Annotated in this window: 10 protein-coding genes and 2 tRNA genes; 2 read left to right on the top strand and 10 right to left on the bottom strand. The window is 42.0% G+C overall.

Features of this window, described 5'->3' with window-relative positions; all coding sequences use genetic code 11:
* Positions 1-24 precede the first annotated feature (24 nt).
* Both ACFFGT_RS17350 and ppsA read right to left on the bottom strand, forming a co-directional pair.
* Positions 25-1,128 carry a zinc-binding metallopeptidase family protein gene (locus ACFFGT_RS17350; RefSeq protein ID WP_377023796.1) on the bottom strand — a complete coding sequence of 368 codons (1,104 nt, stop codon included), beginning with the start codon at positions 1,126-1,128 and terminating at the stop codon, positions 25-27.
* An 82-nt stretch (positions 1,129-1,210) separates the two neighbouring features.
* The gene (gene ppsA / locus ACFFGT_RS17345) at positions 1,211-3,856 is read right to left on the bottom strand and encodes a phosphoenolpyruvate synthase (protein ID WP_377023795.1); all 2,646 of its coding nucleotides are present in this window, start codon (positions 3,854-3,856) and stop codon (positions 1,211-1,213) included.
* 657 nt (positions 3,857-4,513) lie between these two features.
* On the opposite strand from ppsA, the gene ACFFGT_RS17340 reads away from it, so the two are divergent.
* Both ACFFGT_RS17340 and ACFFGT_RS17335 read left to right on the top strand, forming a co-directional pair.
* Positions 4,514-4,783: a hypothetical protein gene (locus ACFFGT_RS17340; RefSeq protein WP_377023794.1), complete on the top strand. Its 270-nt coding sequence runs from the start codon at positions 4,514-4,516 to the stop codon at positions 4,781-4,783.
* Positions 4,784-4,786: 3 nt separating this feature from the next.
* On the top strand, positions 4,787-6,424 hold the full coding sequence (locus ACFFGT_RS17335) for an MFS transporter (protein WP_377023793.1): 1,638 nt from the start codon (positions 4,787-4,789) through the stop codon (positions 6,422-6,424).
* Between the two features lie 195 nt (positions 6,425-6,619).
* Here the strand turns inward: ACFFGT_RS17335 and ACFFGT_RS17330 are convergent, their stop codons facing one another.
* The 8 genes from ACFFGT_RS17330 to ACFFGT_RS17295 form a co-directional block, all read right to left on the bottom strand.
* Entirely contained in the window at positions 6,620-7,495 is an 876-nt protein-coding gene (locus tag ACFFGT_RS17330; protein ID WP_377023792.1) for an NmrA family NAD(P)-binding protein, read from the bottom strand.
* Positions 7,496-7,717: 222 nt separating this feature from the next.
* Positions 7,718-8,320 carry a TetR/AcrR family transcriptional regulator gene (locus ACFFGT_RS17325; protein ID WP_377023791.1) on the bottom strand — a complete coding sequence of 201 codons (603 nt, stop codon included), beginning with the start codon at positions 8,318-8,320 and terminating at the stop codon, positions 7,718-7,720.
* 232 nt (positions 8,321-8,552) lie between these two features.
* On the bottom strand, positions 8,553-9,776 hold the full coding sequence (locus ACFFGT_RS17320) for a hypothetical protein (protein WP_377023790.1): 1,224 nt from the start codon (positions 9,774-9,776) through the stop codon (positions 8,553-8,555).
* 536 nt (positions 9,777-10,312) lie between these two features.
* Positions 10,313-11,368 (bottom strand): C39 family peptidase, encoded by a 1,056-nt coding sequence (locus ACFFGT_RS17315; protein WP_377023789.1) that lies wholly within the window; start codon positions 11,366-11,368, stop codon positions 10,313-10,315.
* Positions 11,369-11,378: 10 nt separating this feature from the next.
* On the bottom strand, positions 11,379-13,325 hold the full coding sequence (locus tag ACFFGT_RS17310; RefSeq protein WP_377023788.1) for a hypothetical protein: 1,947 nt from the start codon (positions 13,323-13,325) through the stop codon (positions 11,379-11,381).
* 291 nt (positions 13,326-13,616) lie between these two features.
* Positions 13,617-13,703, bottom strand: a tRNA-Ser gene (locus ACFFGT_RS17305).
* Between the two features lie 87 nt (positions 13,704-13,790).
* Positions 13,791-13,877 (bottom strand) — tRNA-Ser (locus ACFFGT_RS17300).
* Between the two features lie 83 nt (positions 13,878-13,960).
* Complete coding sequence (locus ACFFGT_RS17295; protein ID WP_377023787.1) at positions 13,961-16,030, bottom strand: HD family phosphohydrolase; 2,070 nt, start codon at positions 16,028-16,030, stop codon at positions 13,961-13,963.
* Positions 16,031-16,074: the final 44 nt, after the last annotated feature.

Here is a 16,074-nt window from a genome sequence, read left to right as displayed (position 1 = left end):
CTCCCGGATAAAGCCAAATGCTAATCAATTCACTTTTGACTGATAGCAAACCTTATGTATAAAGCTTAATTTCTCAATCACTTTAGGCGGAATTACAAATGGGTACAGATCATGATTACCCATGCTCCGGTTCATGCTATTCATAGCAAAGGTTAAAGGCAGCCACATATTAAGCAGTTGCTGAAAATTTTGCTGCTCATAAGGATTGGTTTTTATCACAGCGTTTGCATGATCACTTTTAGTAGCAATACGGGGCGCCACGCTTATCCCAAAATCATCAGCTGTTTCAAGCGTATCCATAATATGCAGGTAATGTGCCCAGGTTTCGGCCCAATCTTCCCATGAGTGCGAAGTTGCGTATTCGCTAATAAAATTCAAATTCCAGTCGCCCGGGGCACCCTCATTATAATGGCGCTGCAGGGCCTGTCCGTAATCCTCACGTTCATCGCCAAATATTTGCCGATATTCGTCAATAAAAGCGCTGTTGTCAATCAGCCTGTCCCAATAATAATGACCAACCTCATGCCTGAAATGGCCCAGCAGGGTACGGTAAGGTTCGTTCATTTCTTTACGTAATAACTCGCGCTTGTCATCATCGGCCTCATTAATATTCAGGGTGATGAGGCCGTTTTCGTGCCCGGTTAAAACCTTTTGAGCTACGTTTACATCTGTTAAAAAATCAAAGCTTAAGCCTTTCTCCAAATCATCCAATTTGCTTAACAAGGGTAATTTCATTTGCATCAGGCTGTAAAGCAACCGGTGTTTTGCGCCCTCAATGAGCCCCCATTGCCTTACATGCTCAGGATCTGTTAAATCCGGAACCATGTGGTTATGCTCGCAGGCACGGCAATAAATTTTAGAGCTATCGGCCGGGAGCAGCCAGTTGCAAACGCCAAACTCATAGTTTTTGCAATATTTAAACGATGGATTAACGCCCTTATTAAACAGCTTGCCTAACAGCGGGCGCTTTTCATTGCCGTACAAAGTGTAAGTAAAATTTTCGCCCTGGTTCAGGGTAACTAAACTTAGATTTTCAGGAATAAAACCCAATGGGTGCTTACAATTTTCGCAGATATTGTTTTCAAAATATAGCAGTTGACCGCAGCAGGTGCATTTGAATAATTTCATAGTGTATTTTGAGACATTCCAGGTAGAACAGTCTGGTTGTTAACACCTTTTAGCACCCAAAGGTTTTGAAGAATTACTCAGTTTATAGTATTTCTACATATCCATCCGTCCCATTTACCCGGATCCGCTGCCCGTCTTTAATCAGCCGGGTAGCATGCTCCACTCCTACAACTGCAGGCAAACCATATTCACGCGCTATAACTGCACCATGGGTCATGAGCCCGCCAACCTCGGTAACCAGGCCTTTTATGGATACAAATAAGGGTGTCCAGCTTGGGTCGGTAAATACGGTGACCAATATATCTCCTTCTTCCAGGTCAGCATCTTCCATATCCAGGATCACCCGTGCCCTTCCTTCTATAACCCCGGCCGAGACAGGCAGACCTATAATAGCACCGGCCGGGAGATTTTCACGTTTGTATTTACCTGCAATAATTTCACCGTCGGAGGTGATAACCCGCGGCGGGTTTAGTTTTTCATGGAGCCTGTGTTCTTCTTTTCGTTTACCGATGAGCCGGTCATCCAATTTACCGGTGCGGACCGCTTCCCGGAGTTCTTCAAAATTCAAATAATAGATCTCTTCCTTTTCATGGATAAGGCCGGCCTGTACAAGCTTCTCTGCTTCTTTCAGTAAGGCCTGCTTATAAACCCAAAGGCGGCTAACTATACTGTATTTTGGATATTCCCGATAACCTGCGAAATTCCGGAGTTGGCCGATCATTCGTTTTGTTTCTTCAGCTTTTTGTTCCCCATCCGGTAATTGCTTTAATCTGTCCAATAATTCCTGTTCTTTTTTCATGGCTTCCTGCAGCCCCTGCTCAAATTTCCGGGTACCTGCACCGGGCTCAAAGTTTTTTATATTATTGAGGATCATGGGGATAAGCGTACCTGATTTTTCACTCCAGCGGGCTTTGGTAATATCTATCTCACCTGCACACCGCATGCCGTACTTATTTAAATAAATACAGATAGCCTCCCGGGCTTCCTGTCCGCCGTCAAACTTAAGCAGTCCATCCAAAAAGTTATCATCCTTTGTATGCTGCAAATAATCAATTAATGCCGGGTAGGGACGGAACACATCGGCAACGTCCAATAACTCAAGCCCCATCTCCGAAGTAAAATTGTTTGGTACCGATTGAGAAAGTGCATCTGCCGCGTTTTTTTCGACTAACCACTCCTTCATTTTTTCATTGATCCATGATGAAGCATTTACGACGGCCATAATTGCGGCCATGTTTTGCGGAGTAAATAAGGTCTTTCTTAATTCCTGCAGATTTTCCAGGATAAAATCAAACAGATCGGCTCCTGATTTATTCTGGATATTTTGTTTTAACGTTTCAATCGATGTTTGATTCAGCTCAATCAAATCAGTAACGATTGCCGGGTCGGCCCCGATTTGCGCAGGGGGAGCCGAAGATGGCAAAACCTGAGCGCCTTTACCAGTTCCCTGCTCATCACCTGATAACGATTTTATGAAATCTCCCCGCTCTATGAGGGTGGTAAGTGCATCTTTTATGAGCAGATCATGTTCTCCCATGGCATTTAACAAGGCTATCTTGCCTGCGGGAGAAGCAAGATTATCAGTAACATCAACAAACAGCCTTCCGCCGGCTTTATACATGGGGCGGGCAGCCGTTAACTGCCATAAGGATAATCCCAATGGCTTCATGGCATCGGTCATCATTTGTTGATGACCAACGGATAAATACACGCGGTTTCCCTCAATATTAGTTTCAGGAACCGGGTATAGGGTAGTGACCGGCCTGCTTTGTACAATATAAAACGTACCATCAGCCAAACACCATTCAATATCCTGCGGACTGCCGAAATGTTCTTCGATCTTTCTTCCGATATGCTCAAGCCGTAAAATCTGCTCATCGGTAAGCGCCTGCTTATCCTGAAGTTCAGCTTCAATCTCCTGTTCCTTAGTACCCCCATCTTTTAAAGCATAAACAGCCAGTTTCTTGGTAGAGATCTTTTTATCTATGATCCTGCCCTCACATACTTTGTAATTATCAGCATTCACCAGGCCGGATACCATAGCCTCACCAAGCCCGAAACCGGCATCAATAGATAACGTTTTTCTGTTACCTGTAATGGGATCGGCAGTAAATAAAACCCCTGCCGCCTGCGGAAATACCATTTGCTGAATCACCACAGCCAGCTGAACTTTACGATGATCGAAGCCGTTTTGAATCCTATAAATTACCGCCCTGTCAGTAAACAACGATGCCCAGCAGTGGCTGATATGCTTTAAGATGGAGTCTGTTCCGATAATATTCAAATATGTGTCCTGCTGGCCTGCAAAAGATGCAGTAGGCAGGTCTTCCGCCGTAGCACTTGAGCGCACTGCAAAAGCATCTTTTTCATGAAATTTTGTGAGATAGCCGGCAATCTCTTCTATTAGATCCTCAGGAATAACTATCCCTTCGATAACCATCCGAATTTTTGTACTGATCCCGGTGATAGCCCCCCTGTCGTCGGCTGTAAAACGCTTTAACTCTTCCAGCAAGCTGTTAAACTCCCGGTTATTTTCGGTTATCTTTTTATAGGCTTCAGTTATAACGCAAAAACCGTCGGGCACTTGTATCCCCTCAATTCCGGATAGTTCACCCAGATTAGCGCCCTTGCCTCCCGCAGTAGTAAACTTTGACCTGTCGGTTTCCTGAAAACCAAGTACATATCTGAGTGCTTTTTTTATTGGCCTGAGTTTGCTTTCCGGTGTCATATTATTGGCTTTTTAGTGGTATGCAAGCCAAAAATATAAGGTATGATGTATCAAAATGCCGTTTCCTAACTATATTTTTTTACGCGCAATAAGGATGCAATCAAGGCGTTATTCTTACAACAAAGGGGTCGGAAGGATTAAGCAAGCTCCTCTATAGAAGAAGCAAATCTGGCCGACCTCGTGCTGTTTAAAGCATCATAAGCAAGGCTTTACCAAACCATCAAACATCGCTTTTACAGCAGGTACCCCTTCAATACCACCATGCGGTATTCGCCCCAATCATTTACAGTTTCCATTATGGCGTTAAAAAGCTGCTCATTATTAACAGGCTTTCCTTTAGTGGGTGGTACTAATGTTTTCCCTAAGGGGCAATAATTTTGATTTTAAAGAACCTGAACCTTTGTAACGATTGATGAAAGTTTTCAACGCTGTAACTCATCGAATTACCCATCACTTTTATTCAAAACGAACTCCATAAGTACGCCCCAAACTCCCGATAAGTCGCAAATTCTGTGATCGATGATCGAAATATCGTCTTCCGTTTTTTGAAACAAAAAACACAAATAACTGATATAAAGCATCTTAAATCAATGGCATTTAGATTGGATTCGCAAAATCCGATGGACTTAACGTTTTACAATCCTTGACATAAACGAGATGACTAAATATCTGTTAACAGGTCCCCTAATAGCCGGGAATGCCTGTACAATCAGCGCACAACAGCAACATACTGCTAATAATTATTCAAAATATACTTTCAAAGATTGCTTAACTGTTTCTGTTCATCCGTCTTATAACAACGGCGACGGCGTTCACCGCTCTTTTTGGGGAGAAAACCACCGTAAAGAATGGTCGATGCCTCTAATTATTCATTTCACCAGCGACATCAGTTTAAATCAGATCATGTTGTGGTACTATTATCATTAAATTATGCTAAACTCTCCCTTTCACGCCTCGGTACCGGAATGGGTTCGCACACCGGGCGTCATTATTCTATTACTTTCGCAAATTGTTATCAACCCGCTGCAACAAACGGATCTCACATCGGTTGCCTCAAGGATTGGCGACGAACGTGACCTGATTCAATTGGCCGCAGGACTAAATACTGTAGGGCTGGTAACCTGTATCCCGATTGTCGGGCTTTTTCAGCGCTACTTTCAGAGAAGCAGGATCTGGCTTTTTTGCCTCACTGTACAATCCATTATTGCCCTGGTCATTGTGCATCCTGCTCCGTTTGCTGTAGTTGCCGCACTTAGTTTTCTAAGCGGCTCACTGAAGGCGATTTGCCTGCTTGATGCGGTTAGCTTATTGATGAGCAGGGTTAACCCTTCGGGAAGCCGGGGAGTGCTTTACGCCATTTATTATCCCATTTCATATGTTTTCTCGCAGTTATCCACCTACATGTCAGCCTTACTGCTCGATCAGCATGAATGGTATGAAATTTATTATTGCTGGTATCCCGGTCTTTTCCTGAGTGTAATGATTGTTGGTTTCATGATGCACAGGGAGAAAGACGGCAGTGCCATTTCGCTGAAGGAGATTGACTGGCTTGGCTACGCCTTTGCCGTAATCTCAGGTTCTACCCTGGCTTATTTTTGCATAATGGGCGAGCGGCTCGACTGGTTCTCAGACAGCAGCATTTCCTGGTCTTTTTTCCTTTTTCTGCTCAGTACTATCCTGTTCATCTGGAGAAGGTGGGATCATCCGAAGCCATACGTTAACCTGAACGTTTTGTGGCAATACAAGCAAATCCGATGGGGCATCTCTTTTATGTTTTTGCTTTATACAGTTTATAATTCCGCTGCGGTATTTTCCATTTTTCTTATGCAAAATTTTCATAACGATGCATTACAAGTTGCAGCCTCTGGTCTGTGGCAATTACCTTCATTTCTGATTGCCATACCCTTAACAGGATACTGGCTTCATAAAAACCAACGGGCGAGGGAGACGCTGGCCATCGGTTTTTTCCTCTATGTTTTTTATACATGGTTTCTTTCCAGGATCTCTGCTCCTAATGTCGATCAGCAGCAGCTTATTATTGCCCAATTACTGCGTGGCCTTTCATACGGTATCTCAATCACCAGCCTATCCTACTTTACCTCTATGAATATTGCTCCGAAAGATAGTCCATCGAGATTATTCTACAGCGTATACACAAGGTACTTTTTGGCCTCCTTCACAACCGCGGCCTTTTTCAGAAGATGGCTGCTCGTTTGCCAAACTAAATATTACGAGAGCATCAATAGCAGGATCGCCACATCGCCATGGTCATTTACGGAGACCTATGGAAAACTGCGAACAGTGTTATCCAGGCGTGGCATCAATCCGGATAATACCAGTGCCTATGCTATCCATATCCTGCAAAGCAAGGCGCACCAGGAAAGTATAATTTTAGCAACTACAGAAATATTTACAGTGCTGGTTGGGATGAGTTTACTGCTCGCCCTTTCATCCTCCATACTGAAGGTATTCAACATGCATTACAACAAATCGAAGAATCAACATCCGGTGGCTGAGTTATCTGAGTTAAAACATGACTCAGTTTTTTTAGATAGAAAAGCAAGCTGAAATCATTAGCCGGACTATTGTTCTATTCTTCATGCTTTTATTTACTTACAGAAGTAATTTTATCCATGTTATAAAATTGCCTGCCCATATTTATCAGGCAGGCAATTCTTTAAATTATTCCATTTACACCAGCTTGATCTCTACACGAATATGGCCACATGCGGTTTTTGAATAAAGATCAGTTTGCTGGCCGGCTTATATAAATGCAGCCTTGTTTTTAATGATATAATCTGCCATGGCCAGCGGTTTTTGACCGATAAGCTCTTCTACAAGGCTGTTCATGCCTGCTGCACGTCCGTCCTTCAAATCCTGCCCGAGAGCAGTAACATGTTGAATGAAATAAGGGTGTCCGGGTGTAAATTTTTTAAGAATGCCAATAAAGGTTTCTGTATCAATGGGAACGTAGGTCACTTTCCTATCCAAAACTTTTGTAAAAACTTCGGCTATTTCGGTCATATTCAAAATTTCAGAGCCGAATAGATCATAGCTTTTTCCCGCATGCGGTTCCGGATCAGCAAGAATAGCAGCTACCGCAAGGCCGACGTCTTCTGTTGTTATAGGTGCAAATTTGGCATCACCGAATGGAAGATAAAACTTGCTGTCGGATTTAATCGCCCTGGCCTGGTACATGAACCACTCGGCAAAAAGTGTCGGACGGAGATGTGTTACAGGCACCGGTGCATAATCGAATAAACGCTCTGCTACCCAATGATTCTGCGCACCGTGACTTCTTACATTCCGGTGTGCACCGAATTGAGAGAGGTTCACGATTGCTTCCACCCCATTTTCGAGAGCTGCCTGGGCAAAATATGCAGAAGCATCAATAATCCCCGGTTCACGGATGGTATAAACAAAATATGCACTTTTGATGTCCTTCATCGCCGCGCTTACAGCATCCAGGTCTAAAAGATCGCCCTCTGCAATCTCCACCCCCATGGCCTTCAGGGCATCTGAACGCTCATCAATTTTACGAACAAGTGCCCTTACAGGAATGTTTAATTCAAGAAGCCTTTTGATTGCATGGCCGCCGGTATTACCGGTGCCACCGGTTACTAAAACTTTGTTGTTCATGATTTTTAACTAATTACTGTTTTTATACTGTATTGTGATTTAATATGATCCATGTAAAGTATGTGGGTACTATTCAAAAAAGACCGATCGGTATATTTTTTAATACATTTTTCGTAATCAGGTTTGATTGTGTAATTCATTCGATTGTGTTTCTTATGATCTATTTAAAGCGGGTAGACACCCACAAAAAAAGACCGATCGGTATATTTTTAGATAAATTTTTTATACTTCTATTTGATTGATAATTTTTTCAACCGTGTCTAATATGAACTCTACCGAAAAAGGATCGTCTGTTGCTCTACGGATCATAAGTCCTCCTTCCACAATAGACATGATAGATAATGCAGTTTTCTTTATCGCAGCATCTTTCTTAAACTCCCCGGCCAAAATACCTTTCTGAATCAGCAATTCAAGTCTCTCCCGCCATTGTTGAATGGCAACAGCCGCTTTCTTTTTCAGCAATGGATTGGTATCATCGGCCTCAACTGCCGTATTCAGGATAGGACAACCACCTTTATCTAAAACACCTTTAGAGATCCCATACATTTTTGCATAGGCCATCAGGCGTTCGTGATATGTTAAAGCATTGTTAACTTCTTTATCGAAAATCTTTTTTACTTGCAGGCAGTTATATTCAAAAACTGCCAGCGCAACTTCTTCCTTATTTTCAAAATTTCCGTAAATACCGCCCTTGCTCAAGCCTGTAACCGACATCACATCAGACAGCGAAGTCCCCGCATAACCCTTCTTATTAAATAACTCCGATGCCCTCTCTATAATGAAAGCCCGGGTTCGATCTGCCTTGGTTTCTCCTAAATTCATCATACAAATATACCAATCGGTATATTTGTATGGAATATTAAAATTGCAATTTACTTTCAAATGACAAGCCGAGTCGAGAATTCTGCCCCTGATATGTTTGGGCTTTTGCGGAGACCAGGGAACCGGTTAGAACATCTTTTTGAGATTTTGGCAATAATTAAAGAGATATTTTTCAATGATAAGAAATTGTAAATCATCTTCCGTCTATTTCTGCCATAAGAATGTTAGATGTTAATTACCTTTTTATATCTATGGAATTACGCATTTCATCCATCTCTTTTTCAGAATAGCCGAGGAGTGCTACACACATTATTCCGGTTTTAATTGATGTTCGATTTTCAACAACATATAACAGTTTGTTTGCAATAATTACCGCAATTTTTGGATATAGCGGATTTCCGGTACCTTTTGCGAGATCTTTAGTTCCTGTATCGTCAAATGTCATACACAGGTTTGTATACCCTCCTTCCTGAAGCTGGACTTTCTCAAATTTTACTTTGCTTATATTTTTGACAGAAGCAAATGGTAATGGGGAAATGGTATAAATCTCATCCGATTTCTCTTCGCGCATGCTGATTCCATTACCTTTTTCTGCAAGAAAATAAAAGCCGGTTGGCATGTATGTTGTATCTACCGGTTTTTCGTTCCTGGCTTTAATTAATGCAAGTAATTTTGACGGAGGTGTAGTGGTAGTGTCTGATGGTTCGCCAGCTGTTTTAATTTGATTTTCAGTATTTGATTTTAGCTGCGCGTAATTTGTACGATTATATCGACCAATACAGGTTAATAACGCAAGCATAAACCCAATCGATAAAACAGTTAACCTCTTTGTTCTGCTATTAACATTGAAGATATTGCTGATTTCCTGCTTCCAAAGGAAAATGAGGATGGGGATATCTAAGAGAATAGTTAACAGCGAATAGGGTAAGAGTCCAATTCCATGCTCTACTGGCCAATATTCGTTAAAATAAAATAACAGCGAAGGTTCAATTGTGAAAAGCTTTACTCCAAATAATGCTATCCACCCCCAGCGCATACGTTTATAAAACATATAATACACAAAGGGCAGGTACAATAAATCTATATACGACAGCGCGTTTACCATTCTATACGGATAATCGTAACCATAAAGAAGATGATCAAACACTATAATGTCGGTGTATAACAAATGTAAATACTCAAATACAGCTATAGCAAGTATTACATTCAACCATTTTTCATGGTTATAGCTACTAATCTTAAAGATATTTGCTAATAGCCCTTTTTTGGGGGCCGGAGAGGCGTCTTCCCTAAAACCGTCTTCTGCCTTTTCTATATCTGCCTGTGTTATTACCCTGGTTTTTAGTATTTCTGTAGCTTCAATGATGACAGCGTGCTCATATGATCCGGGATGCATCGTTATTTTCAGCAGGTCGACTGTAGAATAGTCTTTGTATTGGTCATGAAGGCTAATATTCATATCCCTAAGATACTATTCGTTGAAATTATATTACCGATGGGGTTGAAATAAATACATAATGCCATCGCTTTTGCAAAGCCCCCGAAAAAAGAATGAGACATGATTTCGCTCCTCCAATTTTAAATCGGAAAGAGGTTTGTCAGGCATTTGTGGTCGCCGATTAGGGGGTACTAAAATTCAGAAAGCCTTACTTTCTTATAGCTTTCAGTGAGCATTATGGAATTTAGAACACTAAATGATCAACTGTACTTATTTTAAACAACAAACCCTATTATCTTAGGGTTTTGTTGTTTTCGCGGGGTGAATGGGAATCTATTAGAATACTTAGAAGGAATACTGGTGGTGACCAGAGAAATTTCAGAGAACAGTATAAGTAACTCTTCTGATTAAGTTTGGCCAAGCAAAAACAGTAACGCTACAATAAAGAATCTCCTCATTCTTTCTAATTTTTCATTATCCAGAATTCATTTAGTGTAGTATTGGGCGAATTATATACTTATGGCAGAACACCGAATAGAATTTCATGGTAATACAGATCAACCACCTAACAGTTCGTCATCATATTTCTGATACTCAGCTGCACGGGCAAATAGCACACGAAAAAAACGGAATCTGCTGTATAGTACTCCCTCCTTAAGATCCCTACTGTCTGTGATCGGTATAAAACGATCCAGGTAGGTTTTTCCATTCCGGTGAAGCCATAAGGCCTCTACCTTGAGTTGCGGCTGTCTGACAATCCTTAATTCAAAAGGCACAGAACTTTTTTCAAATTGTTCCTCCAGCCTGTCGATCTGTTTATTATAATGTTTGGTATAGCTTTGACTATGAATAACCTGCTGCAAAACAGCTGAAGTACCTTCGTCACTAAAATCGTAAATCATCTGACTGTCTCCATCGGTGGTATCGATAAGGCGATGCCCGCCTTTTTTCAATCTGATTCTTCTTTCTTCCAGTGAAATCAAGTCAATAATATAAACATCATGCGGGCGCGCCAACGCCAGCCGATTGGTTTTCGTTTCCGGTGCCAGTGATTTTTTAAAGTCCACTGCTTTTTCCGCAAGCTGTTGTTGTATAGATGAAAATTGTATCATGCCGCCGCCAGCAGGGGGATCAGTAAGGTAGGTGTTAGTGCACCTTCCATTTCCCTGATATGCTGTATTAAAGTTAGCAAGATTTATCATAGAATTGGGATACCAGGGGTCGCCTACATAAACATAAAATGTGCCCGGTGTATCGTTATAGCCATAGATGGTCACAAAATGGCCGCCACTGGGGTTCCACCCTATTCTAACCCCGATCACCCTCCCGGCATCTATTTCGGTTTGGATGGCTTGCGGCGTTAGTGTACCAGCCTGTACGGGTGCTCTGAAGTTTTGCGTTGTCTGAAGTGCACGGTCGAGATACCAGGGCTGGTTACAGCCAGCAGGATCATTACAGCAGTCTTGCCGGTTAAGACAAGTGCTGGCTACCGTACATTGGGTCCAGGCGGAGGGCACAGTATAAAAGTGCGAGACACTATTCGCTACAGCAGCCCAGCACCACTGGTCCTGTTCCTGGCATTGTATCCTAAAAGTTAATTGTCTGTTGGCCATGACGAGGGATTTATTTTGAAACGGTTAATGAAGCAAAATTAACGGTGATCGCAGCAAACCAGCTTTTACCCCATACATCTGTAGTTGACGGACTGCTGTTGCCGGTATAACCGGCAGGCAGATCATATCTGGAATCAAATGTGCGGGTTTTACCATCCCACAGGTATTGATTATTTTCGCCGGAAAGGACTTTGTGTTGTCCCATAGCCAAACCGCTGCTGAACGCTATCCTGGATTTGCCGATGCTGAACATCAATGAACCACCCACCAGCCATTGCATATCACTGCCATTGACTAAGACACCCACGGCGCCCCCGCCATTAACATAGGTGCCCGAGCGGGTGTAAAAATGGGCCATCACTCCCGCTCCATAGGTCAATTTTTTATTTTCGTGCAAAACGGTAAGCGAGGTATCCCGCAGCGTCCCACCAAAAGTATGTTTAATCTGTCCATTGATACTGACCGAATCAGTTCCTGTCTTGTACCGGAAAGACTCGGTTCCGGTAACAAAATCTGAGTTGTGCAGGCCACTGACCATTAAGCCGGTGCTAAAATCTATCTTAAATCCCCGGCTAACGTTAAAAGGATGCGAGAAAATGTCTTTTTTAACATTTTTCGTTTTTAAATGTAAGGTAAAGGCATCAACATTCGGAATAGGGATATAAGTGTTGTGTATCGTTACGGTTGGTTTTTTATTTATCGCAACATCAAGCTGCTGCCGGATACTTTCTATTAGGTCGCAAAAATCCTGGAAGTATTTTTTGTCAATGATCGACCGGCTGAGGATGGTCACATCAGTTGCAAATACCTTGGAATCATTGGCAGTGACATGCAAATTTTCCCATATCTTGGATTGAAGCCATTGCAGCTCCTGATGATATTGACCTTCTTTCAAGCTGATATCCGCAAATTCCTGGTTGAATATGGTCAATTCGTTGTTCAGCTTTTCCAGTTTCTCTTTTAACTGGATATCGGTCATCGGTGGATTACCTCCTAATAGATCTTTTCCCGAGTCTCCGCCAGGTGCTGCACCGGTAGTTGCAGTTGATTTTGCCGCCGGTGTGAATAATCCTGCAAACGTTTTTTCCGCATCCAAAAAATACTGTGTAGAATCGGTTGAAACTACATAAGTACTGTCCGCGCTGCCGATAACCTGGACAAGAAGACCGCGATCTGCAATTGGTGCAATCCTCTTCTTAGTGTTGAAATATTCATAGTTGCCACCTTGGGTCAGTTTGAGTTTAAGCAGGTATAACGGTTCTTTTGACGTGCGGGTGTCATAAAACAATACGTATTTCTCTGTAAGTGCTCTTCCTTTTTTATCAGTAGATGCAGTCGCACCATGATTGGTCTGCCAATGCTGCGGAAAAGGATACGGGATGTCGTTAGAGGGCGCCGTCGGAACTGTTTTCAAATAAGTATAAGGTGGGCCCGTTTGATAGTTTGTTTGTAAAACTGTTTGCGTAGCCTTATCGTCGGCCGTGAGTTCATCGCATAATGTTTTGTCTGTCGTAGCCGGTGCTGTTACAGCCTTAGCATAGCTCATTGTCACTTTGCCATCGACCAAAGGTACCGAAACGCTTGTTTTGAGTATCCTTGAACCAATGCCAACCAGTTTGCCATCAGCAAATAATAAGGTCAGCTTACCACCATCCAGGTCGCTGTAGTGTAATTTAATATGCTGGTCGTCTTCCTTGACCACATTCATGGACAGTACCAACCCCGGTTTAGGCGCTTTATCGACAAAAGTAAGGGTATAGTTGTTGAAATCGTCCGGAGAAAACTGGAGCGTTAGCGTGACCGGCAATTTGGGGAACGTTATCTTGCTGTCCTTAATTGCTGTTTGCACTACCGATTGCTGGTTGCCAATATCAATGATGGTATTACCGGTCGACTGGGCCAAAGTAAGTTCGGTGAGCAACAGCAACAGGATTGATAGCAAGAAGTTTTTTTTCATGTGACAAGTGCTTAGTTATTAGCATCTAAGATAATAACTAATCTGAAAAATAAATACCGTATTTTTACGGTATTTAAAATCGATAAATAAGAATTTAATATGATTTCAACTTATTATGAGTTGCCTTTAGCAGTATGAAACGTCGAAGCTGCATAGAAAAAATCACAGACAATACTATATTTTCTTTATTGTTTAACCCCCTTTTTGTTGATGATCATTAAGATTTTGATCATGGGTTTAAAAAGACTAATAAAAAAGCACAGTAATATTGAATACTACTGTGCTTTTTTGCGGAGAAGGAGGGATTCGAACCCTCGGTACCGTTTCCAGTACGTCAGTTTAGCAAACTGATCCTTTCGGCCTCTCAGGCACCTCTCCATTTTTGTTTTTATTACTATCCTAAAAATCAGAACCTCATAAAAACCGTTATCCAAAAATAAAAAAAGCCCTTAGTTTGGGCTTTTGCGGAGAGGGAGGGATTCGAACCCTCGGTACCGTTTCCAGTACGTCAGTTTAGCAAACTGATCCTTTCGGCCTCTCAGGCACCTCTCCGTTTTACTTTTAATTTATTGTCCCTTTTTCAGGGACTGCAAATATAGTAATTCAAGCATCCCCTCAAAAAAAAAAATGATTTTCTAATAATCTATCCTAACGTGGTAAATGCTCATCAGCATCCGCTTAAAAATAGCTTTAATAGTTTCAATATCTTTCAATGTTATATTACTGTCTTTCAGCTGATTTTGATCAAGTTTATATTTCACAATACGATCAACCAGTACACTGATCGATTCTTCATCAGGTTCTTTTAAAGAGCGTGAAGCAGCCTCAACCGAGTCAGCAAGCATCAAAACGGCGCCTTCTTTGGTAAAAGGAATAGGCCCGGGATAGCGAAAAATGTTCTCGTTGATGAATTTTTCAGGAAAATTTTTCAATGACGACTGGTAAAAATAATCTACCCGGGTGTTACCATGATGTGTACGGATAAAATCGATCACCACTTCGGGCAGGTTGGCCTTGCGCGCCATTTCAATACCCTTGCTCACGTGGCGGATAATGATCTGGGCGCTTTCTTCATAAGGTAGCTTATCATGCGGGTTAAAGCCCGAGCTTTGATTTTCGATAAAGAACAGCGGGTTCTCCATTTTACCGATATCATGATATAGTGCCCCTGCCCTAACCAGCAGTGCATTGCCGCCAACGGCATAAATAGCATTTTCGGCAAGGTTAGCTACCTGCAGCGAATGCTGAAAAGTACCCGGAGCGTTAAAAGCCAGTTCACGCAGCAAAGGTGCGTTGGTATTGGTAAGCTCAATAAGCGTAATTTCGGATGTGATGGCAAATATCTTTTCAAACAGGTAAATGAGTGGGTAAGCCAGCAGGGTAAGCAGAACGCTAACTACAAAAGGCAAAAAGTCCATCCAGTCGATATTCAGGAAATCACCCTCGCGGATAAAGGTGATGCCTAAAAATGCTACGAAGTAAGTAAAGATGATGATCACCGCCGAGATCAGGAACTGCTCGCGGCGTACCAGGTTTTTAATACTGTAGATGGATACCATGCCTGCCGTGATCTCATAATAAGCAAACTCGAAGCTGTTAGGCACAAAAAAGCCGGCTATCAGCACTACCAGCAAGTGGATATTAAGCGCCAAACGGGTATCAAACAATATGCGGATAATGATAGGTACTATACAATAAGGAATATAATACAAATTGGTAGGAAACTGCAATTTTATAGCCAGCGATAAGGTAGCCAGCATGGTGGTAATTACCAGCAATATCAAACTCACCAGCCTGTTATCGGCATAAATATCTTTACGGAAAAGGTAAAGGAAAATCATGAGCAGCGATATGGCTATAGCCACCAGGAAAAACTGCCCCAGCAATACCAGGTTGCGGTTACCATTAACACGGGCATTATCCTCAAAAGCCTTTTTAAATGATTCCAGCTTTTGATAAACATCATCATTAACTACCGAGCCTTTGTAAACTATCACCTCCCCTTTTTGTACCATACCACGTGTTACCGAAAGGCCGTCAATAACTTCCTTCTCCAGCCGGGAGGTAAGGTTATTATCATAAGAGAGGTTGTTTTGGAGGCGGTTACTGATCAAATCGAGCAGGAAAGCTTTATCCAGATCGGAATGCTTGCTCAGTACCTTATCACAATAAGCCTGTGCTTTTTCTTTGGTAAACAGCTCATTGGTGTTTTTATCAGTGGCAACATTTTTATCCAGGATCCTTACGGGATAGTTCTCTGAGCTTTGCTGGTACTTGGCATTGGGCTTAAAAACACCCGTTTGGTAAATTTCCGTAAGTAAATCAGTACCAGCGGCTATATACTTCGGTTTTAATTTATCATTAATACCCGCATTGTGCCATTTAATTTCCAAATCAGCTTTAAAACCTTCAATCTGTTGGTTTTGCATGGCAGCATCCAGCTGGTAAATTGGCGTAATGCTTTCCAGTGCCGATTTCTGGTCGGCTACGATTTCCTGAGGTGTTTTTAATATGGCGAAATTATAGGGGGATACCAGGTCCTTCTGGTTCCAGATCCTGCCCTTTTCGTGTTCGTAGCTAAATTTTGCCTGCTTTGGTAAAAAGTAAACAATGAGCACGATACTTATCAGCATCATCAAAAACTTAACATTACGGGCGTATTTGCGCAGTAAAGCCTTTTGGCGCGAAGTGGATAGTTTTGCCATTTAAATGATTAACCCGCCAAAAATAATATAAGTTTCTGTTATAT

The organism is Mucilaginibacter angelicae (assembly GCF_042434235.1).
Classification (GTDB): Bacteria; Bacteroidota; Bacteroidia; order Sphingobacteriales; family Sphingobacteriaceae; genus Mucilaginibacter; species Mucilaginibacter angelicae.
Note: the sequence above shows the minus strand (reverse complement) of the source record. Positions and strands in the feature narration are given on the sequence as shown.

Bases quoted from the DNA above. Each gene is read 5' to 3' on its own strand.
- ACFFGT_RS17350 (WP_377023796.1), bottom strand. From the start codon at position 1,128: ATGAAATTATTCAAATGCACCTGCTGCGGTCAACTGCTATATTTTGAA.
- ppsA (WP_377023795.1), bottom strand. From the start codon at position 3,856: ATGACACCGGAAAGCAAACTCAGGCCAATAAAAAAAGCACTCAGATAT.
- ACFFGT_RS17340 (WP_377023794.1), top strand. From the start codon at position 4,514: ATGACTAAATATCTGTTAACAGGTCCCCTAATAGCCGGGAATGCCTGT.
- ACFFGT_RS17335 (WP_377023793.1), top strand. From the start codon at position 4,787: ATGCTAAACTCTCCCTTTCACGCCTCGGTACCGGAATGGGTTCGCACA.
- ACFFGT_RS17330 (WP_377023792.1), bottom strand. From the start codon at position 7,495: ATGAACAACAAAGTTTTAGTAACCGGTGGCACCGGTAATACCGGCGGC.
- ACFFGT_RS17325 (WP_377023791.1), bottom strand. From the start codon at position 8,320: ATGATGAATTTAGGAGAAACCAAGGCAGATCGAACCCGGGCTTTCATT.
- ACFFGT_RS17320 (WP_377023790.1), bottom strand. From the start codon at position 9,776: ATGAATATTAGCCTTCATGACCAATACAAAGACTATTCTACAGTCGAC.
- ACFFGT_RS17315 (WP_377023789.1), bottom strand. From the start codon at position 11,368: ATGGCCAACAGACAATTAACTTTTAGGATACAATGCCAGGAACAGGAC.
- ACFFGT_RS17310 (WP_377023788.1), bottom strand. From the start codon at position 13,325: ATGAAAAAAAACTTCTTGCTATCAATCCTGTTGCTGTTGCTCACCGAA.
- ACFFGT_RS17295 (WP_377023787.1), bottom strand. From the start codon at position 16,030: ATGGCAAAACTATCCACTTCGCGCCAAAAGGCTTTACTGCGCAAATAC.